We start from the raw sequence: 21,674 nt of genomic DNA on the forward strand, positions 1-21,674 counted from the left end.
GGCAGGCTTCCGCTTCGCGAATCACGCGCGCTGATGGGCGGAAAGTTGTCCCGCCGCGACAGGGCCCGTCGCGGTACCACTGCCTCTGCAACCAGGCCACGGTTCACCGGCTATGTGCCCGGCGTACGTTTTATCGCGTGCCTCGTGTCAAATGTGTGGCATACCATCCCGACGTGATCAAAGAGGTGGGGGGCACCTGCGACACAATGGCCCCATGACCTCCAACGCATCGACTCCCGCGCCGGCCGACGGTTCCCTGAAGCGCAGCATCACTTTGGGCCAGCTGGTCTTCTTCGGTCTGGTCTTCATTGGGCCGGCCGCCGCGGTGGGGATCTTCGGCACCCTGGACGCCAAATCCGGGGGAGCAGTGGCCACGGTCTACGTCGTTGCCACCCTGGTCATGGCGTTCACCGCCTCCAGCTACATGCGGATGTCACGCGAGATCCCCCGCGCCGGATCGGTCTTCGCGTACGCGGGGGCGGGCATCGGGCCGCGGGCCGGATATGTGTCCGGGTGGATGATCCTGCTGGACTACCTGCTGATCCCGTCGGTGGCATACATGTTCACCGGCATCGCCCTGAACTCGCTGTTCCCCGCCGTCCCCATCTGGGTGTTCGTTGCCGTCGCAGTGATGGTGACCACCGCCCTGAACCTGGCCGGGGTGAGGGTGGCTTCCAAGGTGATCACCGCCGTCGTGCTCCTGGAAGTCGCCGTCCTGCTGGTGGTGCTGGTGTGCGGGGTCTACGTGCTGGCCACGCAGGGCGCCGAGCGGCCGTGGCTGAGCCCGTTCACCGGCATCGGCGGGTTCTCGCTCGCCGCGGTGATGGCCGCGGTCTCCGTCGCGGTCCTGTCCTACCTGGGGTTCGACGCGCTGGCCACCTTCGCCGAGGAGACCAAGGGCACCGTGCGGCTCGTCGGCCGGGCGACCATGATCTGCCTCGTCACCGCCGGCGTGCTCTTCGTCGCCCAGACCTACGTGGGGGCGCTGCTCTCCACGACGACGCCCGCCGAGCTGGCCGCCGACCCGTCGCTGGAGGGGGCCGCCTACTACACGGCGGTGCAGGAGGGGATCGGCGAGTGGCTGCATTGGCTGCTGGCGCTGTCCAAGGCAGCCGGGGCCGCGTTTGCCGCGATGGTCGGCCAGGGGGCAGGGAGCCGCATCATCATGGACATGGCCCGTGAACGGCGTTTGCCGCACTCGTTGGCGCGCGTCTCCGAGCGCACCGGCGTCCCGGCGCGCAGCATCCTGATCACCGCCGCCGGCAACGTCGTCATCGCCGTGTGGGCCGCCACCCGGGACGACGGGCTGGACATCCTGTCCTCGATCGTCAACGTCGGGGCGCTGACCGCGTTCATCCTGCTGCACGTCTCGGTGATCGGCTACTACCTGGTCAGGCAGAAGGCGGCGGTGCGGGGGACATGGTTCCTGCATGGGGCCATCCCGGCTGTGGGTGCCCTCCTGCTGGTGGCCGTGCTGGCCTCGGCGACCCAGCTGGCGCTGCTGATCGGGGTCGTGTGGTTCGCGATCGGGCTGGTGGTCGCCCTGGTCTCCCACCGCGGACGGACCCGCAGCTAACCCGGCGGTAGGCTCGGGATCATGGACGTCATCGCACCGCTGCGGGACCGGCTCCGCCTCACTTTCGCCGGGCAAACCGAGGGCGTTCCCGCCTGGGAGGATGCCCTGGACCAGGGCGAGGACGCCGGCTACTTCCCCGCCGATTCGGCAGTGTGGCGGGTCCATGGCGGCATGACCCCGATCGCCGCCGGCATCCGCGCATTGCTGCTCCAGGCACTGCACCCCGGGGCGCTGGCCGGGGTGGCCGAGCATTCGAACTACCGCGAGGACCCACTGGGCCGACTGGCTGGAACCATCCGCTGGATCTTCACGCTCACCTACGGCGACACCACGGCGGCCGACGCGGCCTGCGCCCACATCCGCCGGCTCCACGTGCCGGTCACCGGAAACTACACCGACGCCCACGGGGAGCAGCGGCGCTATTCCGCCAACGACCCCGGCCTTTCCGAGTGGGTCCACATCGCCTTCACTGACGCGTTCCTGCGCTCCCACGAGATCTTCCGCGGTCCCGTTCCCGCCCGGCTGGGTGGCGCCGATGCCTACGTGGAACAGTGGGCCACCGCCGGGAAGCTGATGGGCGTCATCGACCCACCCCGCACCGAGGCCGCACTGCGGGCACGGATGCGGGAGTACGACGACGGTGGGCACCTGTCCGGCGGGCCCCGCGTGGACGAGGTGGTCTCCTTCCTCAGGAACCCGCCCCTGGACCCGTTGCTGATGCCCGGATACCGGTTGTTGTTCGCCGCCGTCGTCGACTCCCTGCCGGGCAGGTACCGCGAACTGCTGGGCCTGCGCGCCCCCGCGGTCCCGTTGCCCGGTGGGCGGTCGCTGCGGATTCCGGCGCGACGGGGTGGGCAACTGACGTTGGCCATCGCCGGCCTGGCCTTGGAGCGACAGCTGCCCAGCGAATTGGCGGCCCTGCGCAGATTGGCCCGGATCGGCCAGCCCGCCGATCTCACCTACGCCGAACATGGATTCACCGCACTCGGGCGCGCCCCGGCCGGCTACCGGACGGTGCGCGAACGCACGCGGGTCGGGACCGGGGAGGAAGCGTTCATGCGGCTGGCCAACGGCAGCCTGGACTGGGAACTGCACCGGGGTTCCGGACTGCGGGTGGCGGCTGGGACCCCGCGAGCGGCGCCCGGTGTCCGCGTCGTCTCCGGTATGGGCGTGGGGCCGGCCAGGATCCCGGCGCCGTGCCGCGTGCTGTGGACCCGGGAACCCGACGGCTCCGGTCCGCGGCGTGCCGGTTTCGGATATGGCACCTTGAAGGGACACCCGGTCAGTGGAGAGGAATCCTTCAGTGCCGTGTTGGAGGCCGATGGATCGGTGTGGTTCGAGGTCCTCGCCTACTCCCGCCCGGCGAACGTGGTGATGCGGGCCGCGGCACCCGTGACCGAGCGGACCCAGGCACTCATCACGCGCGGCTACGTTTCAGCGGCCACCCGCCTGGCGACGGGCTGAAGCAGCCGCCGCAGGTCGGGCTTTCGCCGGTCGACCGACGACGATAGCGTGGGTGGATGGAGTCCCGCCCCAGCGCACCCCCTACCGGCACCGGGGTACCCGCTCCTTTCGCCGGGGGCCCGGACCGCGATGCCCTGCGGCGGCCGCGTCGCTATTGGGTCAGGTTGGGCGCCCTGCTCGCCGTCTTGGGACTCATCCCGTTGGCCGGCAATCTGCTGCCGCCCGTGGCAACGTTCATCGCCGTCCCGCTCCTCTTGATGGCGATCGTGATCACGGCCGCGCACCAGCAGCCACGTGCCGTCAGGTCACTGAAGCTGACCGGCATCATGTGGGTGCCCTACGTGGGCGGGGTCGTGCTCGTTGCTGTGCTGGCAGGTGTGGGAGCGGCCCTGTATTCCGCCCACGCCGGGTGGGCGATACCGGTCGCCACCGCCGCCGTGCTGTTTACCGTGTGTGCCCTGGGTGGCCCCGCGATGGACGACTTCTGGGGCCGACACGTCAGGAAACCATGAGCCAGAACCCGAAGAAAGGCCACGCATGACGCATCGCCTGGATACCAGCCACGCTTCGGGCGCCTCGGGCGCACGCTTGCGGAGGGCAGGCATCAGCGGTTTGGCCGTGGCGCTCTGGTACGCGACGCCCGACTATCTCCGCGGGAGGCGCTCGCGGGCCGTGGCCAAGACCGCTATTCTCAGCGGCGCGGCGGCCGCCTTCGCTTGGGCGCCGGCAAGCCCCTCGGCACCGCCGGTTCCCGACGATGCCGCGTTGGGTGACACTCCACGTGAGCCGGGCGCACCGGCACCAGCCGGCACCGGCGGTAGGCGGTGGACGGCAAATCCCCGCGTGGTGATCGTCGTGGGCGGGGCACTTCTCCTGGCCGGTATCGGCCTCAACATCGCCACGGAGAAATGGATCCACCGCTTCGGTGACCGGTTGGTCCGGAAGGGAACATTGCTCCCGCACACCGCGATCGGCCTGGTCGCTGGAAGCCTGACAGTTCTGGCAGGTCTTGACGAGTTGCCGGGCCGGCAGGGGATCGACAGTGTCGATAGCAGGGCCTGACGTGGACGTCGAGGTGAAGGCCATGGCCCTGAACGTGGTGATCCCCGAGGACCTGCGCTGGACTGACGTTCGGCGCGGTGTGGAGTTCGAGCTGCAGTCGATCACCGTCCGCCTGCTCCCCGATGGCGGGCTCGCGGCCAAGGCCTACGGCAAGCCCGTCGATGGCGGCAGGGGCACCTACGTCTCTTTTCCCGTGCGTGATGCACCCGGTATCCGCGAACTCATTGATGCGGCGGCACGCCGTGGTGGCGACCTGTGGGCACACCACCGCGGTTGGGGAGCTTGACGGCCCGACAGGGATCCAAGCGATGGTTAATTGCCGGTTCTCCAAATTTGCCCCAAATCAAAATTTGGATTTGGGGCAAATTTGGATTTACGGCTAGCGCAAGCAATTCGAGCCCTGTAGATTTGTCCCAAATCAATCAAGGTGTTTGGAGTTGGAAGGGGACGATAGTGAAGCTACCCATGCCTGCCCCCAAATATGAAGATCTTCTCGGCAAGATCGCCCGGGAAGACCCCCAACATCTGAACAAGATCCTGCTGGCCCAGGTCGGCGATGATCCGTATCTGCACTGGGATAGTTTGCGCTACAAGAGCCCGCCAGAGGGGCTGACCCTTGAAGACTGGTGGCTGGCGTTGAAGCTTCGAAGAACCCGCCAGGGGCGCACGGTCGAACTATTCCAGAAGGACGGCCGTCGGTTCTGGTTTTCAATGACTGATCGTTTGCTGCGTATGAGCGAGGACATTGCACGCAGGGCCGGCGCCAATTTCGCCAGCAATGATCAGGTCCTTAAGGGGCAGACCCGGGAAAGCTATATCGTTCGGTCGCTGGTGGAAGAAGCAGTGACGTCCAGCCAACTCGAGGGGGCATCGACATCTCGTCGCGACGCAGTCGAAATGCTGGAATCCGGGAGGGACCCTCGCGACAAGTCCGAAATGATGATCGTCAACAACTACCTGGCGATGCAAAGGATAAAGGACGCACCAGGTGAATCCCTGACTCCAGCACTGGTGTTGGAGTTGCATCGAATCCTGACGGACGGCACCTTGGACGATCCGGGTGAGGCAGGTCGGCTCGAAACGCCTGATCATGAGCGCGTTGCCGTGTGGGATAACGAAGTCTGCGTCCACCAGCCACCAAGAGCTGAGGAGTTGCCCGAGAGACTTCAACAGCTGTGCGATTTCGCCAACGGCGGAGCAAGCGACGGGGCGTACATGCCCCCGGTGGTACGAGCCGTCATTCTTCATTTCATGACCGGATACGACCACTACTTCGTTGATGGGAATGGCCGAACAGCACGGGTGCTTTTTTATTGGTCGATGCTTCGGGGGCAATATTGGCTCAGCGAGTACGTCACGATATCCCGCATCCTGCGCAATGCCCCTTCCAGGTATGGCGCGACTTATCTCTACACAGAGGATGATGACGGTGATCTGACGTACTTCATCCACTACCAGCTGGAGACCTTCTTGAGGGCTCTCGATGATCTCGAAAAATACATCAGCGCCAAGAGCCAGGAGGCGGCCGCGGTAAGGGCCGCACTGGCGGGTGCCGGAAATGAACTGGGATTCCGCCAAGTGGACATGCTGGAGAAATTTTCGCGGGGGGAACTGGAATCAATTACCGCACAGGCGTTTGCGCATCGCTATAGGGTGACGGACCAGACGGCGAGGAATGATCTCGATGCACTCGTGGCCAGGGGTTATCTCACGAAGGTTCGTTTGGGTAAGGCTTTTATTTGGAAGCCGACTGAGAGCCTCGCCAAGAAGCTGGTTAACGGGTAGTTTCTGGTTCGCCAAATTTACCCCAAATCAAAATTTGGACTTGGAGCAAATGTGGGATTGACGATGGACATGGCAGTGGCCCGGCGGATGTCCGCCGGGCCACTGGCCATGAAGCTGAAGCCGATCAGAAGTACTTCGGCAGGGTCCCCTCGTGGGCCTCGCGCAGTTCGGCGATGCTCGCGGTGAACTGGCCCTGGATCTCCAGGGAATCGGAGGACGCATCGACGATGCCCAGGCGGACCACGGGGAAGCCGCGGGCGCTGGTCATGTCGTTGAAGCGGACCTCCTCGGAGCGCGGCACCGCCACGACGGCGCGGGCCTGCGATTCGGAGAACAGTGCGGTGAACGTATCCACGCCGTCCCGCTCGCACAGGTCATCCAGCGCCACGCGGGCGCCGACGCCGTAGCGCAGCGACATCTCCACCAGGCCGGCCGCGAGGCCGCCCTCGGAGAGGTCGTGGGCCGAGTCGATCATCCCGTCCCGTGAGGCGTTGATGAGCAGGTCGCCCAGCAGCTTCTCCGCCGCCAGGTCCACCTTCGGCGGCAGCCCGCCCAGGTGGCCGCGCAGGTTGGCGAACTCGGAGCCATCGAGCTCATCCGCCGTCGTACCCAGCAGGTACAGGGCCTGGCCGTCGGCGCTGGAGTGCCAGCCCGAGGGGGTGCGGCGGGCGACGTCGTCGAACTTGCCGAGCACCGCGACCACCGGGGAGGGGTGGATCGGGGTGGTGCCGGTCTGGTTGTAGAGCGAGACGTTGCCGCCGGTGACCGGGATGCCGAGCTCCATGCAGGCGTCGGAGAGGCCGCGGATGGCCTCGGCCAGCTGCCACATGACGTCCGGGTCCTCGGGGGAGCCGAAGTTCAGGCAGTCGGAGACGGCCATCGGGATGGCGCCGGTGGTGGCCACGTTGCGGAACGCCTCGGCCAGGGCCAGCTGGGCGCCGTGGTACGGGTCCAGGTAGGTGTAGCGGCCGTTGGCGTCGGTGGCCAGGGCGACGCCGAGACCGGTCTGCTCGTCGACGCGGATCACTCCGGCGTCATCGGGGGTGGCCAGTGCGGTGTTGCCGCCGACGTAGCGGTCGTACTGGTTGGTGATCCAGGACTTGTCGCACATGTTCGGGGAGGCGACCAGTTCCAGCACCGCCGCCTTGAGCTCCTCGCCCAGCGCGGGCAGGTTGACGCCGGCGGGGGAGGCCTTGAACGTGTCGGCCTGCAGGGCGTCCTGCCAGTCGGGGCGGGAGTAGGGGCGGTCGTAGACCGGGCCGTCGTGGGCGACGGTGCGCGGATCGACGTCGACGATGACCTCGCCGTCCCAGGTGATGACCAGGCGGCCGGAGTCGGTGACCTCGCCGAGCCAGGAGTACTCCACGGCCCACTTGTCCATGACGGCCTCGAACGCCTCGACGTTCTCCGGGGAGACGACGGCCATCATGCGTTCCTGCGACTCGGACATCAGGATCTCGCCCGGGGTCAGGGTCGGGTCGCGCAGCAGCACGCTGGTCAGTTCCACCTGCATGCCGCCGTCGCCGTTGGACGCCAGCTCGCTCGTGGCGCAGGAGATGCCCGCGGCGCCGAGGTCCTGGATGCCCTCGACGAGCGAACCCTTGAACAGTTCCAGGCAGCACTCGATGAGCACCTTCTCGGCGAACGGGTCGCCGACCTGGACCGCGGGGCGCTTGGAGGGCTTGGTCGCGTCGAACGACTCGGAGGCCAGCACCGAGGCGCCGCCGATGCCGTCGCCGCCGGTGCGCGCACCGAACAGGACCACCTTGTTGCCCTTGCCGGAGGCGTTGGCCAGGCGGATGTCCTCGTGGCGCATGACGCCCACGGCCAGCGCGTTGACCAGCGGGTTGCCCTGGTACACCGGGTCGAACACCATTTCGCCGCCGATGTTCGGCAGGCCCAGCGAGTTGCCGTAGGCCCCGATGCCGGCGACCGCGCCGTGCATGACGCGTGCGGTGTCCGGGTGGTCGATGGCGCCGAAGCGCAGCGGGTCCATCACGGCGACGGGACGGGCGCCCATGGAGATGATGTCGCGCACGATCCCGCCGATGCCGGTCGCCGCGCCCTGGAAGGGTTCGACGAAGGACGGGGAGTTGTGGGATTCGATCTTGAAGGTCACGGCCCAGCCGTCGCCGAGGTTGGTGACGCCGGCGTTCTCGCCGATGCCCACCAGCATGTCCTTCTTCATCTCCTCGGTGACCTTCTCGCCGAACTGGCGCAGGTGGTTCTTGGAGGACTTGTAGGAGCAGTGCTCGGACCACATGACCGAGTACATGGCCAGCTCGGCGGCGGTGGGGCGCCGCCCGAGGACCTTCACGACGTCGTCGTACTCATTCTGCTTCAGGCCGAGTTCGGCCCAGGGCAGCTCGGTGTCCGGGGTGGCTGCTGCCTTCTCGACGGTGTCGATGTTGAACTGCTGGCTCATTTGGTGCCTCCCACCAGGGTGCTCAGGACGGAGGCGAAGAAGCCCAGGCCGTCGGTGCCGGTGTGGGTGCCGGCGTCGGTGGTCGGGCCGTAGCCGGCCTCGACCGCATGTTCGGGGTGGGGCATGAGCCCGACGACGTTGCCCGCGGCGTTGGTGATGCCGGCGATGTCGCGGCGCGAGCCGTTGGGGTTCCAGCCGACGTAGCGGAACGCGACGCGGCCCTCGGCCTCGAGTCCGTCGAGCGTCTTCTCGTCGGCGACGTACTGGCCGTCCTGGTTCTTCAGCACGACGGTGATCTCCTGGCCGATCCCGTACTGGTTGGTCCAGGCGGTCTCGTTGTTCTCCACGCGCAGCACCTGGTCGCGGCAGATGAACTTCAGGTGGTCGTTTTTGATCATCGAGCCGGGCAGCAGGTGCGCCTCGGTGAGGATCTGGAAGCCGTTGCAGATGCCCAGCACGGGCAGTTTCGCGTCCGAGTTCGCTGCGTCGACGATGCGGGACATCATCGGGGCGAAGCGGGCGATGGCGCCGGCGCGCAGGTAGTCGCCGTAGGAGAACCCGCCGGGGATGACCACCGCGTCGACGTCGGCCAGCGAGTCGTCGGCGTGCCACAGGGACACGGCCTCGGCGCCGGCCAGGCGCACTGCGCGGGCGGCGTCGCGGTCATCCAGCGTGCCGGGGAAGGAGACGACGCCGATGCGGGCGCCACTGAGAGCTGTGTCCGGCGTGCTGTAGTCGCCGATCAGGGGAAGTTCGTTGCTCATGCCTCGGCGACGACCTCGACGTTGACGACGTCCTCGATCACCGGGTTGGACAGCAGGGTCTCGGCCGCGGTGCGGGCCTGCGCCAGGATCTCCTCGGTCACCTCGCCCTCGACGCTCAGTTCGAAGCGCTTGCCCTGCCGGACGCCGGAAAAGGCGTCGAAGCCCAAGCGGGGAAGTGCGCCGACGATGGCCTTGCCCTGGGGGTCAAGGATCTCTGGCTTGGGCATGACGTCAACAACGATGCGGGGCATCCGGGGGTCTCCTGTGCGCGAGGGGTGGTGGGAACGCCTGCGGAGGTGCCGTCTCACGCCGGGATGGAGGCGCTCCGCGAGCTTGCCCTGCCAGTCTACCGGGTTTGCCCGGGCGCCACCCCCGTCGTGACGCACCCCACCGGCACCTGTCCCGGGCCGCCACGCGCGCCTACGCTGGGTGCATGACACAGCAACGGCAAACCCCCGGAACCGGGGCCGCCTCGAAGTCGGTCCTGCCCGTCGTCCTGGGCCTCGGCATGGCCTTCGGGATGGTCCGCATGGTGGTGCGCAAGCGCCGCGATGACCGGGCAGCGGCACCCCTCGCCGCACCCGCCACCCGCCACCACCGGCACCACCGGACCGACGGGGAATGAGTGCCGGTTCCGCTTCCGACCAGGCCTTTCCGGGGTACGACGACGGTGCACGCTGCCCCTGTCTCTCGGGTGGGCTTTTCGGGGACTGCTGCGGGAAGGTGCACGCCGATCGCGCCGCCGGCGGGCCGGGGGCGGTGACCGCCGAGGCGCTGATGCGTTCGCGCTACAGCGCCCACTCCGTCGGGAACGTCGACTACCTGCTGGCCAGCTGGCACCCCTCCACCCGGCCGGCCACCCTCGAACTGGACCCCGGCATGGCCTGGCGCCGACTGGACATTCTGGACACGGTGGCCGGCGGCCCCTTCGACGACACCGGAATCGTCGAATTCGCGGCCCATTACCGGATCGACGGCGAACGCGGGGTCCAGCGCGAACGCAGCAGCTTCGTCCGCGAAGCCGGCCGCTGGTACTACGTCGACGCGCTGTAGCGGTTCCGCGCCGTCCCCCGGTCCACCAGCCGTCAGGTCAGTTGCAGACCGTCGGCGACCACCCGGCCGGCGTGGACCACTGTGCGGTCCGGCAACCGGTCCATGACCGCTGCGGTCACCGTGTCGCCCGAGACCAGCACCAGGTCACCGGCGTCGCCGTCGGCCAGACCCGGCCGGTCGGCAACCGAGGACACCCGCGGCACCTGGGCGGACATGATGGACGCGCCGCCACGCGTGGCAATCGCCACGCAGTGCTCGATGAGCTCGTCGGCACGGAACTGGTGGGTGAAGGCCAGCTGCCACGTCCGGTCCAGCATGTCGGCATTTCCGTAGGGGGACCAGAAATCACGCTGGCCGTCCTCGCCCAAGCCGACGCGGACCCCTGCCTGCACCAGGTCCACGAGGGGGAGGCCACGTTGTTGCGCGGGGGCGACCGTGGCCATGGAGACGTCCAGTTCCGCGAATTCCTCCACCAGCCGCCGGGTCGTCGCCTCGTTGACGCCGCCCAGGTCGTAGGAGTGGGACATGGTCAGTTGGCCGTGCATGCCCAGGGCCCTGACGCGTTCCAGGATCAGATCGGTGGAGAACACGCCGAGATGGCCGGGCTCATGGAGGTGGACGTCGACCGGCACCTGGAACTCCTCGGCGAGGGAGAACAAGGCGTCGAGGTGGCCCTTGGGATCCCGATCCAGGGTGCAGGGGTCGATGCCGCCCACCCAGTCGGCGCCCTCGTCCAGGGCCTGCCGCATCAGCGGTATCGTGCCGGCTTCCCGGAGCAGGCCGGCTTGGGGGAAGGCGATGATCTGCACGTCGCATCGATCCCGGTGGGCCTGCGCCGCCGCCTGGACCGCGTGGAACCTCTCGAGCCCGCAATCCACGTCGATCTGCGCGTAGCTGCGCACCCGGGTGACACCACGTTCGATCATCAGTCCCAGGGTCCTGGTGGCGCGCTCCTCGGCACTTTCCGGGTCGTTGCGCCAGTTCTTGCGGTCGTTCATGACCATGGGCCATACCCCTGGGGCTCCGCTGTGCGGCCGGAAGGGCAGTCCGAGCCGCGTCGAGTCGAGGTGCACGTGGACGTCCGAGAAGGACGGGAGCGCCAGCCGGCCACCGCCGTCGAGCACCGGCGTACCAGGGGCGGGTGTTCCGGTCCGGGAGACCGCCCCGTCCGTGATGAGCAGGTCGGTTGCGGGACCGCCCCAGGGGCGGACGTTTTTCACGAGGAGATCAGGCATGTGTGGTGGTCCTAGGTGGTGGGGACTCTGGTGTCGTCGTCTAACCGTCGAGGGTGACGGTGCGCAGGTCCAGGCGCCGCAGGACACGGTCCACTGCTTCCGGGTCAACGCCCGGCTCGCGTCGCATTTTCAGGACCTCGCGCCGTGCGGCGTCCAGTGCCTCGCGCTGGATGCCGTCCATGGTGGCCAGGGTCTTCTTGACCTTGAGCATCTTGTCCGGGTCGTCCTCGAAGTCGCGTTCCAGCAATTCGTGCAAGCTGGACATGCGCCGCGCCAACGCCTTCTGGCGTTCGGGAGGCAGGGACTTCGTGGCCACCGAGCGGCGCATCGTCTCCAGGGCCACCCGTTGGGCACGGCGGGCCAGTTCGCGTTCCTTGCGCTCCTCGGCGGTGTGGTTGTTCGGCAACTTGAGGTGGCGCATCAGCGCCGGCAGCGTCAGCCCGGGACCCACCAGGGTCACCAGCAGGACGGCGCAGGCGCAGGAGATGATGAAGTTGCGGCCGGGGAGTGGTTCCCCGGAGTTCATCGTCGTGGGCAGGGCGAGCGCGAGGGCCAGGGTGGCCAGCCCGCGCATGCCGCACCAGGTGAGCACCAGGACTTCCTTCAGCGACCCCGGAACGCTGTTGTGTTCGGTGCCGCCGATCTTGTAGATCCCCATCATCCACAGGAAGCGCACGATGAGCACCGCGGCACACACGGCGATGATGCCCGGGACGAAGTCCAGGATGCCGGCACCCTCGTCCTCGAACACGTAGCGCATCTCGATCCCGACGAGGCCGAACGCGACGCCGGTGGTCAGCAGTTCCACGACGTCCCAAAAGGCCCGGCGGGTGATGCGTTCCTCCGAGTCCTGGGGCCGTGCCCGGCGGCCGAGTTCCAGTGCGGTGACCACGACGGCGACCACCCCTGAGCAGTGGATCTCCTCGGCGAGGAGGTAGACGGCGAAGGGGGCGACCAGGGTCGCGGCGGACCGGGCCACCATGTTGGGGACGAAGCGGTTCAGCGTGCCGACGATCCAGGCCATGGCCAAGCCGAGCACGACGGCGCCGGCGGCACCGAGCAGGAAACGCGGGACGAGATCCCAACCCACGTTTCCGCCACTGGTTGCCGCGGAAACGGCGGCCTGGAAGATCACGATCGCGATCGCGTCGTTGAACAGGCCCTCGGTCTGCAGGACGGTGATCAGGCGCCGTGGCATCTTGACGCGTCCGGCGACCGATTCAACGGCCACGGGGTCCGGCGGGGCGACCACGGCCCCGAGCGCGATGACCGCGGGAATCCCGATGCCGGGGACGATGAGCCACGTGACTCCGGCGACGATCCCGACGGTGACGGCCACCAGCAGGACGGCCAGCAGGACCAGGGAGCGCCAGCGGTTGCGGAAGACGGCCCACGAGGAACGCTGCGCCACAGCAAAGAGCAGTGGAGGCAGGAAGAGCGGGAGGATCATCTCCGGGTTGATGTGGATCTCCGGGATGAACGGCAGGTAGGCGACCCCGGCGGAAAAGATCAACATCAGCACGGGATAGGGCAGCCGGATGCGCTCGCCGATGCCTGCAACGATGACGGTGCCGAACAGCAGGCCGACGACCAGGATCATGAATTCCATGGGTGGGGTTCCTCCTGCCATATTCTTTCATGCCCTGCGGTGTTGCCGGACGAAACGTGACGCAGCCAGTACCCCGTGCGAAGAACGGCCATGCCGGGGGCTCAAGCGCGGGAGCGCTCCGAGCGGTGCCGCCGTACCGCCGCGCGGTTGGCGCACTGGACGGAGCAGTAGCGTTGCCGTCCATTGCGCGTGGTGTCCACGATGACTGCCTCGCAGGGGGCGGACTGGCAGCGCCCCAGCCGGTGCATGCCGCGCGTGGTCAGATGCAGTGCGGTGCCGACGCTGATGACTGCGCGGAGCGCATCGGGCAGGGATTGGCCGGTGTCGCGGTAGTGCAGGTGCCATCCCTCGTCGTCGTGGTCCGAGAGGCGTGGATAGGCCGCGGCCTGCTCCATCTGCGCGTTCAGCAGCGTTGCCCGTTCCTGCCCGGCCGCCGCGTCGACGACCAGTAGCCAATCGTCGATCATCCCGCGGGTGCGGGCATGATCCTCTTGGGCTTCGGGAAACGCCATGGTCATGCCGAAGGTGCGCATCCGGTCATCGATGCCGTCGCGGTCCGCCGGCCAGTCGTTGGCCAGCGATGCGGCCAGCAGGACCGCATATTCGCCGTAAGGGTTGAGATGCATAAGGGCATTACATCATGGTGGTTCCATGAGTGCACGAGCGATGCGGGAACAACAGGATGCGGTGGACGCGGGAGACCGGCACGAGCATGGGTGGGCCGTGGAATCGAGGCATACGACGTCGTCCGGCCTGCTCGTCTATGTCAGGTGTGGCGGGTGCGGGGCGCGGCGGGTCGATCACCAGGACCATCCGCACGCCGTGCCCGTTGCCCTGAGCCGGGAGGTTGCCCCGGCCGGCCGACCCGGATCGGATGCGCGAAGGGCGCCGGAACACCTGGTGTCCCGGCGCCCTTGAGTGGGTGCTGTTATGCCGCTACTTCACCGTGAGCACCGGGCAGGGGGCGTCGAGGATCAGCTGCTGGGCCACCGAGCCCAGGAACAGCTTCATCATCGGGGAGCGGCGGCGCACCGAGATGGCCACCAGTTCGGCGCCCGTGGATTCAATCAGCCCGAGGAGCTGGTCCACTGGTTCGGCACCGGCCCGGTAGACCCGGTATTCGATGCCGGCTTCGGCGAGCTGGGCGCCGATGGCGTCGGCTTCGGCCCGCTCGGCCTGCCCCGGCGTGGCCGCCGCATCGGAGTGGTAGCTGACCACGTGCAGGGAGGCCGGCGTGGACTTCGAGCCGCGGTACACCGATTCGCGCACTGCTTCCTCGAGCACTGCCTGGCCGGAGTTCCCCGGCAGGCAGGCCACGACGATGGCGGCACCGGCGGCGTCGACGTCGGCAGACTCCGCGACCACGAACTCGCGCGGCGGGACATGGGTGGTGGTGCTGTAGAAATCCGTCATGGTGTTCCTCTCGGTGGGGGTTCTAGCCGATGGCGATGGCGCCGACGATGACGCCGACGGCGAGCATGACCAGTGCCACGACCAGGGCCCGCCACAGGACCTTCTTGTGGTGGTCGCCCAGGTCCACGCCGGCCAGCGAGACCAGCAGCAGGATCGCCGGGACCAGCGGGGACTGCATGTGCACCGGCTGGCCGGTGATGGAGGCCCGGGCCATGTCCACCGCCGGGATGCCGAAGTGGGCGCCGGCCTCGGTCAACACCGGCAGGATGCCGAAGTAGAACGCGTCGTTGCTCATGAAGAACGTCGCCGGGATGCTGATCAAGCCGGTGATGACTGCCATGTAGGGGCCCATGCTGGCGGGGATCACGTCGACCAGCCAGGACGACATGGCGTCGACCATGCCGGTGCCGGAGAGCACGCCGGTGAGCACTGCCGCGGCCAGGACCATCGAGACGACGGCGATGACCGAGGAGGAGTGCGAGGCGACCATCTTGGCCTGGTCGGAGATCTTCGGGAAGTTCACCACCAGGGCGATGGCTCCACCGACCATGAACAGGTACGGCAGCGGGACGACGTCCACGACGAGCAGCACCATGATCGCCACGGTCAACGCCAGGTTGAACCAGAAGAGCTTCGGGCGCAGGGTCGGGCGGTTCGGGTCCAGCGCAGTGTCCGAGAGGCCACCGGCCACGGTCTCCTCGGAGGCCACGGCGCGTTCGAGCAGTGCCAGCTTGCCGCCGTCGTTCTGCGGGGCAGCGCCGCCACCGGCGGGGGATCCGCCACGGCGTGTTGAGCCTGAGGCTCCGCGGCCCCAGCGTTCGGGGTCGGCGATGGCCAGGCGACGGCGTTCGGAGCGGCCGAGCATCACGGCGAAGAGGAAGACGACGACGAGTCCGATGCCCAGCGAGGGAAGCATGGGCACGAAGATGTCCGAGGCGTCGACCTTCAGGGCTGCGGCGGCGCGGGCCGTCGGGCCACCCCACGGGACGATGTTCAGCGTGCCGTTGGTCAGGCCGGCCACACAGGTCAGCACCACCGGGCTCAGGCCCAGGCGCTGGTAGACCGGCAGCAGGGCCGCGGTGACCACGATGAAGGTGGTTGACCCGTCGCCGTCCAGCGAGATGAGCGCGGTGAGGACCATGGTGCCCACGACGACCTTGGCCGGATCGTGCCCGGCGACCTTCACGATGAGGGTGACGAGCTTGTCGAACAGGCCGACGTCGATCATCAGGCCGAAGTAGATGATGGCGAACATCAGCAGGGCTGCGGTGGAGGACATGTCCTTCACGGCGTCCATCACCATGTCGCCGATCCCCAGGCCGGCGCCGGCGAAGAGGCCGAAGGCGGTGGGGACGATGATCAGCGCCAGCAGGGGCGTCAGGCGTTTGGTCATGATGAGCGCCATGAACGTGGCGACCATCAGGAACCCGAGTATGACAAGCATGGATTCTCCTCAGCGGTGAGGTTCCGGGTCTTCCGAAATCTGCGGACGTGGTGCGGCGCACCACGATGTGTTGCAGGCCACGCTACGGATGTGACGCGGGGAACGTCCGTTTGTGCTTATTGCCCGTGGATCTGCCCATTGGGCTAATAATGCCCATTGTGCTCACCGTGCTCCTACACTGGGGAGGTGAGCACCGAACGAGCCGTGGCCGGCACCTTCACCGCACGCATGATGGCCCTGGTTTTCGCCGTCGTGGCGGGGATCGTCCTGTTGTCCGTCGGTGCCATCGCGTTCCTGACCGTCCAGCGCGTGAACGACCAGGCCGAACAACAGGCCCTGGGCATCGGGCGGACCCTCGCCGCGGATACGTCCCTGCGCCACGAGGTCGCAGGTTTCGACGGGCAGCGCTCCCCCGATCCGAAGGCCCTGGCCACCGGGCCCATCCAGCACGACGCCGAGGCGGTCCGGGCGCGCAGCGGCGCCCTGTTCGTCGTGGTCACCAACGACCAGGGGATCCGGCTCTCCCACCCCAATCCCCAGGAGCTGGGTCGGCGGGTGAGCACCGAGCCGCAGGCCCTGGGTGGACGCGAATTCGTCGCCCGCGAACACGGGACCCTCGGCGAATCGGTCAGGGCCAAGGTGCCGGTCTTCAACGATGCGGGCACCGTGATCGGTGAGGTGAGCATCGGCGTTGCGGTTTCCACCGTGGCGGGCCAGGTGCGCCAGGCAGTCGTCTCGGTCCTGCTGGTCGGGGTGGCCGCCCTGGTCCTGGGCGGTGTCGCCGCCGCCACGCTGGTCCGCTGGCTGCGCCGGGTCACCCTGGGGCTGGAGCCGGAGGAGATGGCCCAGCTGGTGCGCGACCAGGAGGCGGTGCTCTACGGTGTCGATGACGGGGTGATCGGCATCGGCCCCGACGGCAGGATCAGTGTGCGCAACAAGTCGGCCCGGCAGATGCTGGCCCTGCCACGGCGCACCGATGACGGGGACATCGTCGGCCTGCCCTACGCCGATGCAGCACTGCCGGCCCGGCTGGTCGGTGCGGTGGACGCCGTGCGCGCCGGCGAAGCCGGTTCCGGGGCGCCGGTGCGGCTCGAACTCCCGGAACGGGTGGTGCGCGCCCGGGTCCACGAGGTCGTCCGCGACGGGTCCAGCCTGGGCCAGGTGGTCATGTTGCGCGACCTGACCACGCTGGAGGAACTGGGCAGCCGGCTCAATGCCGTCGAGACGATGGCCGGGGCGCTGCGCGCCCAACGGCATGAGTTCGCCAACCGCCTGCACACCATCTCCGGGCTGCTGGCCCACGGTGAAACCGAACGGGCCAGCAGCTACGTCGGGGAGATCATCGAGTCCGGTCCGGTGCGCGAACCGGTCGCCAACATCGCGGCGGTCACCGACCCCTACCTGCGGGCGTTCCTCGGGGCCAAGGGCGTCCAGGCCCACGAGCGCGGTGTTGCCCTGCGGGTCGGGGAGGCCAGCGCACTGTTCGGCACGCTCGCCGAAGCCCAGGACGTCACCGCCATCCTGGGCAACCTCGTCGACAACGCGCTGGAGGCTGCGGTCACGGCACCTCCGGGGCCCCGCTGGGTCGAGGTGGACCTGCTCAGTGAGGGAACCACCTTGCACCTGGCAGTCGCCGACTCCGGAACCGGGGTGGTCCCGGACCTGGACGTCTTCGCCGAGGGGGCCACCACCCGGGCCCGGGACGACGCCGAGGCCCACGGCCACGGGGTCGGCCTCGGCCTGGCCCGGCGGCTGGCCCGGCTGGTGGGCGGTGACCTGTGGATCGCCGACCCCGGCGGCGACGACTCCGGTGCTGTCTTCGCGGCACGGCTGCCCGGAGTGCTGGAGGACAACGCCGCCCACCCGCCCACCGAACACGGAAGGCCAAGACCATGACCACTGCAGGGAAGAACCTCAGGGTGCTGATCGTGGACGATGATTTCCACGTCGCCACCCTGCACGCCGGCTACGTGGACGCCGTCCCCGGTTTCACCGCCCTGCCCCCCGTGCACGACGCGCGGATGGTGCCCAAAGCCGTCGCCGAACAGCGGCCGGACCTGCTGCTGCTGGACGTCTACCTTCCCCAGGGATCGGGACTGGACCTGCTCCAGGTCCTGGACGTCGATGCCTTCGTCCTCAGTGCCGCCGCCGAGGCGCCCACGGTGGCCACCGCGTTCCGCCGGGGCGCGTTGGCCTATCTCCTCAAGCCCTTCGACCCCAAGGTGCTGACCGCCAAATTGCGCGGCTATGCCAGGTACCGCCGCCAGCTGGACTCCGGGGAGTACCTGGACCAGGGCGGGATCGACCGCAGCCAGCGTGCCCTGCTCGTGGCCGAGGAACCGGCGGCCGCCTCCTCCGGTGCCGCCACCGAATCGGCGGTCCTCGCCGCCGTCGCCGAGGCAGGGGAGGCCACCGTGATGCAGGTGGCCCAGGCCGTGGGCATCTCCCGGGCCACCGCCCAGCGGTACCTGGCGCAATTGGCCCAGGCCGGATCGCTGCGCCTGGAACTGCGGTATGGCAGCCGCGGCCGCCCCGAGCACCGCTACTCCGCGAACGGCTGAAACAGCCGGTCAGCTATTGGGCGCCGCTGGAGGTGCCGCGGCCCAGCAGTGCCTCGGCCGACTTCCACGCGGAGATCTTGCAGCCGTTGTCCAGCGAGAAGGCCCGTTGGACCGACGTGCCGTTCAGTTTCCCCTCCACGATGGCCGTCTGCGGGCCCGCCGTCTGCTGCGTGCACTGGCCCTCGGTCTTCGCCGAGGTGGTCAACAGGGTCTTGCCCTCACCGCTGAGGAACGTGCACGCCTGCTTGGCTTGCGGGTGGTTGCCGCCCTGTCCGGGTGCTCCGTTGACGCACACCAGCCGGTACCGTTCGGCGACATCGGTGCCGTTGGAGGTCAGGATGATGGCGAGATCGGCATCGGCCCCCGTGGCCGGCCCGGCCGCTGGATCGGAAACCTGGGACGGCGTCGCCGGTGCGCTCGTGGCCCCGGAGGGGGCGGGGGAGCCGTCGCCGGACCCCGTCGTTCCCGCAGCGCAGCCGACGAGTGCCACCAGTGCCAGGGCCGCGCCCGCCAACAGCGGCATGGTCCGTTTCCCGTAGTCCCTGATCGTTTCCATCTGGATGGTGCACCCCCGGTGCTGGTCGGTGGGGACGAGCCCCCTGATGCTCTGAATCTTCCACTTTTCCCCCGCGGAGTCCATGGTTGCCGCGACGGGCCGGGGTGTGGGCGGGCCACGCCTCAGTCGTGGGCGTCGGCCCCGAGCAGGTCCTCCGCCACGGCCAGCAGACGCGCACGCAGCACCTGGGAGCGCTCGGCGAAGTCCTTCTGCCGCGCCACGTACTCGGCCTTTCCTTCGGCCGTCTCGATCCGGATCGGCGTGTAGCCCCAGTCGCCCAGATCGTAGGGCGAGGCCCTCATGTCCATGGTCCGGATGTCCCAGGCGAGTTCGAACGTCGCCAGCAGCAGTTCCCCCGGCACCGCCGCCGAGAGCTTGTAGGCCCACTTGTACAGGTCCATGTTCGCGTGCAGGCACCCCGGTTGGTCCAGTGCCGACTGGGTCTCGCGGGTCGGCTGCACCTCGTTCAGCGGCACGGCCTGCGGAGTGTAGAAGCGGAAGGCATCGATGTGGGTGCAGCGGATCCGGTGGGATTCGACCACCGCGTCGGTCCCGGCTGCCCCCAGCCGCAACGGCAGGTAGTCGTGCCGCACCCCGTTGTCCTCCGACTTGTAGGCCATCGCCCATTCGTGCAGCCCGAAGCAGGAGAACCGGCCGGGGTTCGCGGCGGCTCCGGCCAGGATCGAATGCGCGAACTGCACGGTCCGACGCCGTTCGGCCATGAAGGCCACCGGGTCGAACGTGACACCGGCGCCCAGGCGGCGGTGGTGTTTCCAGGCCGCGCGTTCGGCGGCCGCCTCGCCGAGGAGCACGACGCCGGTGCCCGGGTTCCAGCGGCGGAGCCGGCCCGGTTTCTCGGTGTAGTAGGTGAACAGGAAGTCCTCCACCGGATGCCTGCGGCCGGTGGAACGGCGTTCGAGGAAGGGGGCCGCAAAACGCTCCACCCGGGTGCGGTGCTCCGTGGCGCGGGGCAGCCACGTGTCCTCAGGAAGGTGGAGCAGGGCGGCGGGCATCCTTCCATTGTCGGGTGTGACCGAGTTCGCCGCCAATTTTAGTTGGGGCACAAAATAATTGGGTAGAATGGGTGCAGTGGATCCGGGTTTTCCGGGTCCTCGCGAGCCGGGCCCGGACGTGGGCCCCGACCCCCGAATGGACGGCCATGAGCCACAAGCCACTGCCCATCGTCAAGGACAAGACCGGCCTGAGCTTCGGTTACCGGCTGACCTGGTGGCTGCAGTTCCTCGGCTTCTTCGTCATGGGACCGGCCGACCAGCTGCCACACATGGACCCGAAGGAGAAGCTCAAGCGCGAGCGGGCCGTTCGCGTGTTGCGGGCCCATGAGGCGCGCGGGACCGAGGCCCCCGCCGAAGTGCGGCTGACGGCCGCCGCCTTCTGAGCGGCCCCGCCTCCGGCTAGTGCAACCGGTCGGTGGCGGCAACCAACTTGGACATGGTCGCGTGCAACTCGACCAGCTCACCGCGCGAGAGACCCAGGCGCTCCATCATCTGGCCCGGGACCTTTTCCGCCTCGGCGCGCAGTGCCCGTCCCCGATCGGTCAGGGTGATGCGCAGGGTGCGCCCGTCGCTGCCATTGCGCTGGCGTTCGATGTAGCCCAGGGACTCGAGGCGTTTGGCCAGCGGCGAGAGGGTTCCCGGATCCAGCCGCAGGAGTCGGCAGACCTCGGTCAGTGACAGCGGGGACTGTTCCCAGAGGGCCAGCATCACCAGGTACTGCGGATGCGTCAGGTGCAGCGGTTCCAGCACGGGGCGGTAGGCGGCGATCACCGATCGCGAGGCGACGGCCAGGGCGAAGCAGACCTGTCCCTCCAAAGCCAGCGGATCCTGGGTCTCCATGGCCTGGCACTGCCCTTCGTCGTCCGTCCCGCCCGGGCTCCCTGGCGGGCGGGTGGTCCATCCAGTCTAATATCGTTACCGCGCACCGGCGCCCCGGGCATCTTCAGGTTGTAGGATTGTCTGCATCCGGACAATGCCAAACCCAGTGAGGATCATCCCATGGCCGCCTCGAGCCTCGAGCCGCTTCAACAGGAGTCCACTCCCTCGATCATCGCGCGCAAGATCCGCACCGCGATCGGCAACGGTGAGTTCCCGCCGGGGGCACAGCTGGGTGAAGCGGATCTGGCAGGTCGGCTCGGAGTCAGCCGGGGCCCCCTGCGTGAGGCCATGCAGCGTTTGACCCAGGAAGGGCTGCTCATCAGCATCCGCAACCGCGGGCTGTTCGTCGCCGAGCCCACACCGGCTGACATCGCCGACATCTATCTCACCCGCACCGCCGTCGAGCGCGGTGCCGCCTTGAAGATCATCGAAGTCGAGCACACCCATCGCGAAGCCGGAACCGAGCTGATGCAGATCGTAGAGCAGATGGCGGCACTCGGTGCCGGCTTCGACCCGGCCGAACTGAGCCGGGTCGACATCTCCTTCCACGAGGCGATGGTCCGGCTGGCCCACAGCCAGCGGCTGACCCGTGTCCACCGGACCCTGGTCACCGAAACCCGGATGTGCCTGGCCGCCCTGGAACAGGCAGAGTACTCACTTCAGGACCGGGTCGCCGAGCATCGCCGGATTGCCCAGTCCATCCTCGACGCCGATGTCCCCGCGTTGCACCGGGCCCTCGCCGACCACATGGACAGCGCCATCGCCCAACTGCTCGAACCCATCACCGGAACGGTGCAGGCATCCAACGCAGCATCCTGAGCCGCCGGCCGGACGG

Annotated in this window: 23 protein-coding genes; 12 read left to right on the plus strand and 11 right to left on the minus strand. The window is 68.3% G+C overall.

The window, feature by feature from the left end:
• Window positions 1-214: 214 nt before the first annotated feature.
• The 6 genes from ACN0TP_RS05950 to ACN0TP_RS05975 all read left to right on the plus strand — a co-directional run bounded on the left by ACN0TP_RS05950 (window position 215) and on the right by ACN0TP_RS05975 (window position 5,887).
• Window positions 215-1,576, plus strand: coding sequence for an APC family permease (locus ACN0TP_RS05950; RefSeq protein ID WP_417217676.1), 1,362 nt, complete (start codon window positions 215-217; stop codon window positions 1,574-1,576).
• A 21-nt stretch (window positions 1,577-1,597) separates the two neighbouring features.
• The gene (locus ACN0TP_RS05955; RefSeq protein ID WP_417217678.1) at window positions 1,598-3,040 is read left to right on the plus strand and encodes a DUF1990 family protein; all 1,443 of its coding nucleotides are present in this window, start codon (window positions 1,598-1,600) and stop codon (window positions 3,038-3,040) included.
• A 56-nt stretch (window positions 3,041-3,096) separates the two neighbouring features.
• Window positions 3,097-3,552, plus strand: coding sequence for a hypothetical protein (locus ACN0TP_RS05960; protein ID WP_417217680.1), 456 nt, complete (start codon window positions 3,097-3,099; stop codon window positions 3,550-3,552).
• A 25-nt stretch (window positions 3,553-3,577) separates the two neighbouring features.
• Window positions 3,578-4,102 (plus strand): hypothetical protein, encoded by a 525-nt coding sequence (locus ACN0TP_RS05965; RefSeq protein WP_417217681.1) that lies wholly within the window; start codon window positions 3,578-3,580, stop codon window positions 4,100-4,102.
• Window position 4,103: 1 nt separating this feature from the next.
• The gene (locus ACN0TP_RS05970) at window positions 4,104-4,388 is read left to right on the plus strand and encodes a hypothetical protein (RefSeq protein WP_417217683.1); all 285 of its coding nucleotides are present in this window, start codon (window positions 4,104-4,106) and stop codon (window positions 4,386-4,388) included.
• Between the two features lie 179 nt (window positions 4,389-4,567).
• On the plus strand, window positions 4,568-5,887 hold the full coding sequence (locus ACN0TP_RS05975) for a Fic family protein (RefSeq protein WP_417217684.1): 1,320 nt from the start codon (window positions 4,568-4,570) through the stop codon (window positions 5,885-5,887).
• Window positions 5,888-6,011: 124 nt separating this feature from the next.
• Here the strand turns inward: ACN0TP_RS05975 and purL are convergent, their stop codons facing one another.
• The 3 genes from purL to purS are packed head-to-tail and all read right to left on the minus strand — an operon-like array spanning window position 6,012 to window position 9,327.
• Entirely contained in the window at window positions 6,012-8,312 is a 2,301-nt protein-coding gene (purL, locus tag ACN0TP_RS05980; RefSeq protein WP_417217686.1) for a phosphoribosylformylglycinamidine synthase subunit PurL, read from the minus strand.
• Window positions 8,309-9,076 carry a phosphoribosylformylglycinamidine synthase subunit PurQ gene (purQ, locus tag ACN0TP_RS05985; RefSeq protein WP_417217687.1) on the minus strand — a complete coding sequence of 256 codons (768 nt, stop codon included), beginning with the start codon at window positions 9,074-9,076 and terminating at the stop codon, window positions 8,309-8,311. Before purQ ends, purL begins: the two co-directional genes overlap by 4 nt.
• Window positions 9,073-9,327, minus strand: coding sequence for a phosphoribosylformylglycinamidine synthase subunit PurS (gene purS / locus ACN0TP_RS05990; RefSeq protein WP_417217689.1), 255 nt, complete (start codon window positions 9,325-9,327; stop codon window positions 9,073-9,075). Before purS ends, purQ begins: the two co-directional genes overlap by 4 nt.
• Before the next feature lie 182 nt (window positions 9,328-9,509).
• Here purS and ACN0TP_RS05995 point away from each other — a divergent pair, with 182 nt between their 5' ends.
• Both ACN0TP_RS05995 and ACN0TP_RS06000 read left to right on the plus strand, forming a co-directional pair.
• The gene (locus ACN0TP_RS05995; RefSeq protein ID WP_417217691.1) at window positions 9,510-9,701 is read left to right on the plus strand and encodes a hypothetical protein; all 192 of its coding nucleotides are present in this window, start codon (window positions 9,510-9,512) and stop codon (window positions 9,699-9,701) included.
• Complete coding sequence (locus tag ACN0TP_RS06000; RefSeq protein WP_417217693.1) at window positions 9,698-10,129, plus strand: YchJ family protein; 432 nt, start codon at window positions 9,698-9,700, stop codon at window positions 10,127-10,129. The genes ACN0TP_RS05995 and ACN0TP_RS06000 overlap by 4 nt, the downstream gene beginning before the upstream one ends.
• Before the next feature lie 32 nt (window positions 10,130-10,161).
• On the opposite strand, the gene ACN0TP_RS06005 is transcribed toward ACN0TP_RS06000, so the two are convergent.
• The 5 genes from ACN0TP_RS06005 to ACN0TP_RS06025 all read right to left on the minus strand — a co-directional run bounded on the left by ACN0TP_RS06005 (window position 10,162) and on the right by ACN0TP_RS06025 (window position 15,830).
• A complete protein-coding gene (locus tag ACN0TP_RS06005; protein ID WP_417217695.1) occupies window positions 10,162-11,364 on the minus strand; it encodes an amidohydrolase family protein in 1,203 nt (400 codons plus the stop codon).
• 40 nt (window positions 11,365-11,404) lie between these two features.
• Window positions 11,405-12,973 carry a Na+/H+ antiporter gene (locus tag ACN0TP_RS06010; RefSeq protein ID WP_417217697.1) on the minus strand — a complete coding sequence of 523 codons (1,569 nt, stop codon included), beginning with the start codon at window positions 12,971-12,973 and terminating at the stop codon, window positions 11,405-11,407.
• Between the two features lie 101 nt (window positions 12,974-13,074).
• Window positions 13,075-13,599, minus strand: a complete 525-nt coding sequence (locus ACN0TP_RS06015) for a CGNR zinc finger domain-containing protein (protein WP_417217699.1) — start codon at window positions 13,597-13,599, stop codon at window positions 13,075-13,077.
• A 310-nt stretch (window positions 13,600-13,909) separates the two neighbouring features.
• Window positions 13,910-14,386, minus strand: a complete 477-nt coding sequence (locus ACN0TP_RS06020; RefSeq protein ID WP_343899660.1) for a universal stress protein — start codon at window positions 14,384-14,386, stop codon at window positions 13,910-13,912.
• A gap of 22 nt (window positions 14,387-14,408) precedes the next feature.
• Window positions 14,409-15,830, minus strand: a complete 1,422-nt coding sequence (locus ACN0TP_RS06025; RefSeq protein ID WP_417217702.1) for a CitMHS family transporter — start codon at window positions 15,828-15,830, stop codon at window positions 14,409-14,411.
• Window positions 15,831-16,016: 186 nt separating this feature from the next.
• On the opposite strand from ACN0TP_RS06025, the gene ACN0TP_RS06030 reads away from it, so the two are divergent.
• Together ACN0TP_RS06030 and ACN0TP_RS06035 are read left to right on the plus strand one after the other, a co-directional pair.
• Window positions 16,017-17,726 carry an ATP-binding protein gene (locus ACN0TP_RS06030; RefSeq protein ID WP_417217704.1) on the plus strand — a complete coding sequence of 570 codons (1,710 nt, stop codon included), beginning with the start codon at window positions 16,017-16,019 and terminating at the stop codon, window positions 17,724-17,726.
• Window positions 17,723-18,391 carry a response regulator gene (locus ACN0TP_RS06035; RefSeq protein ID WP_417217706.1) on the plus strand — a complete coding sequence of 223 codons (669 nt, stop codon included), beginning with the start codon at window positions 17,723-17,725 and terminating at the stop codon, window positions 18,389-18,391. The genes ACN0TP_RS06030 and ACN0TP_RS06035 overlap by 4 nt, the downstream gene beginning before the upstream one ends.
• A 13-nt stretch (window positions 18,392-18,404) precedes the next feature.
• On the opposite strand, the gene ACN0TP_RS06040 is transcribed toward ACN0TP_RS06035, so the two are convergent.
• Window positions 18,405-18,947 carry an SSI family serine proteinase inhibitor gene (locus ACN0TP_RS06040; protein ID WP_417217708.1) on the minus strand — a complete coding sequence of 181 codons (543 nt, stop codon included), beginning with the start codon at window positions 18,945-18,947 and terminating at the stop codon, window positions 18,405-18,407.
• Window positions 18,948-19,069: 122 nt separating this feature from the next.
• On the minus strand, window positions 19,070-19,960 hold the full coding sequence (locus ACN0TP_RS06045) for a 3-methyladenine DNA glycosylase (RefSeq protein WP_417217710.1): 891 nt from the start codon (window positions 19,958-19,960) through the stop codon (window positions 19,070-19,072).
• A gap of 146 nt (window positions 19,961-20,106) precedes the next feature.
• On the opposite strand from ACN0TP_RS06045, the gene ACN0TP_RS06050 reads away from it, so the two are divergent.
• Window positions 20,107-20,343: a hypothetical protein gene (locus ACN0TP_RS06050; protein ID WP_417217712.1), complete on the plus strand. Its 237-nt coding sequence runs from the start codon at window positions 20,107-20,109 to the stop codon at window positions 20,341-20,343.
• A gap of 16 nt (window positions 20,344-20,359) precedes the next feature.
• Here the strand turns inward: ACN0TP_RS06050 and ACN0TP_RS06055 are convergent, their stop codons facing one another.
• Window positions 20,360-20,800, minus strand: coding sequence for a MarR family winged helix-turn-helix transcriptional regulator (locus ACN0TP_RS06055; RefSeq protein WP_417217714.1), 441 nt, complete (start codon window positions 20,798-20,800; stop codon window positions 20,360-20,362).
• Between the two features lie 159 nt (window positions 20,801-20,959).
• On the opposite strand from ACN0TP_RS06055, the gene ACN0TP_RS06060 reads away from it, so the two are divergent.
• Entirely contained in the window at window positions 20,960-21,658 is a 699-nt protein-coding gene (locus tag ACN0TP_RS06060) for a GntR family transcriptional regulator (protein WP_417217716.1), read from the plus strand.
• Window positions 21,659-21,674 lie beyond the last annotated feature (16 nt).

Origin of the sequence: Arthrobacter sp. (assembly GCF_048266065.1) — a bacterium.
Classification (GTDB): domain Bacteria; phylum Actinomycetota; class Actinomycetes; order Actinomycetales; family Micrococcaceae; genus Arthrobacter_H.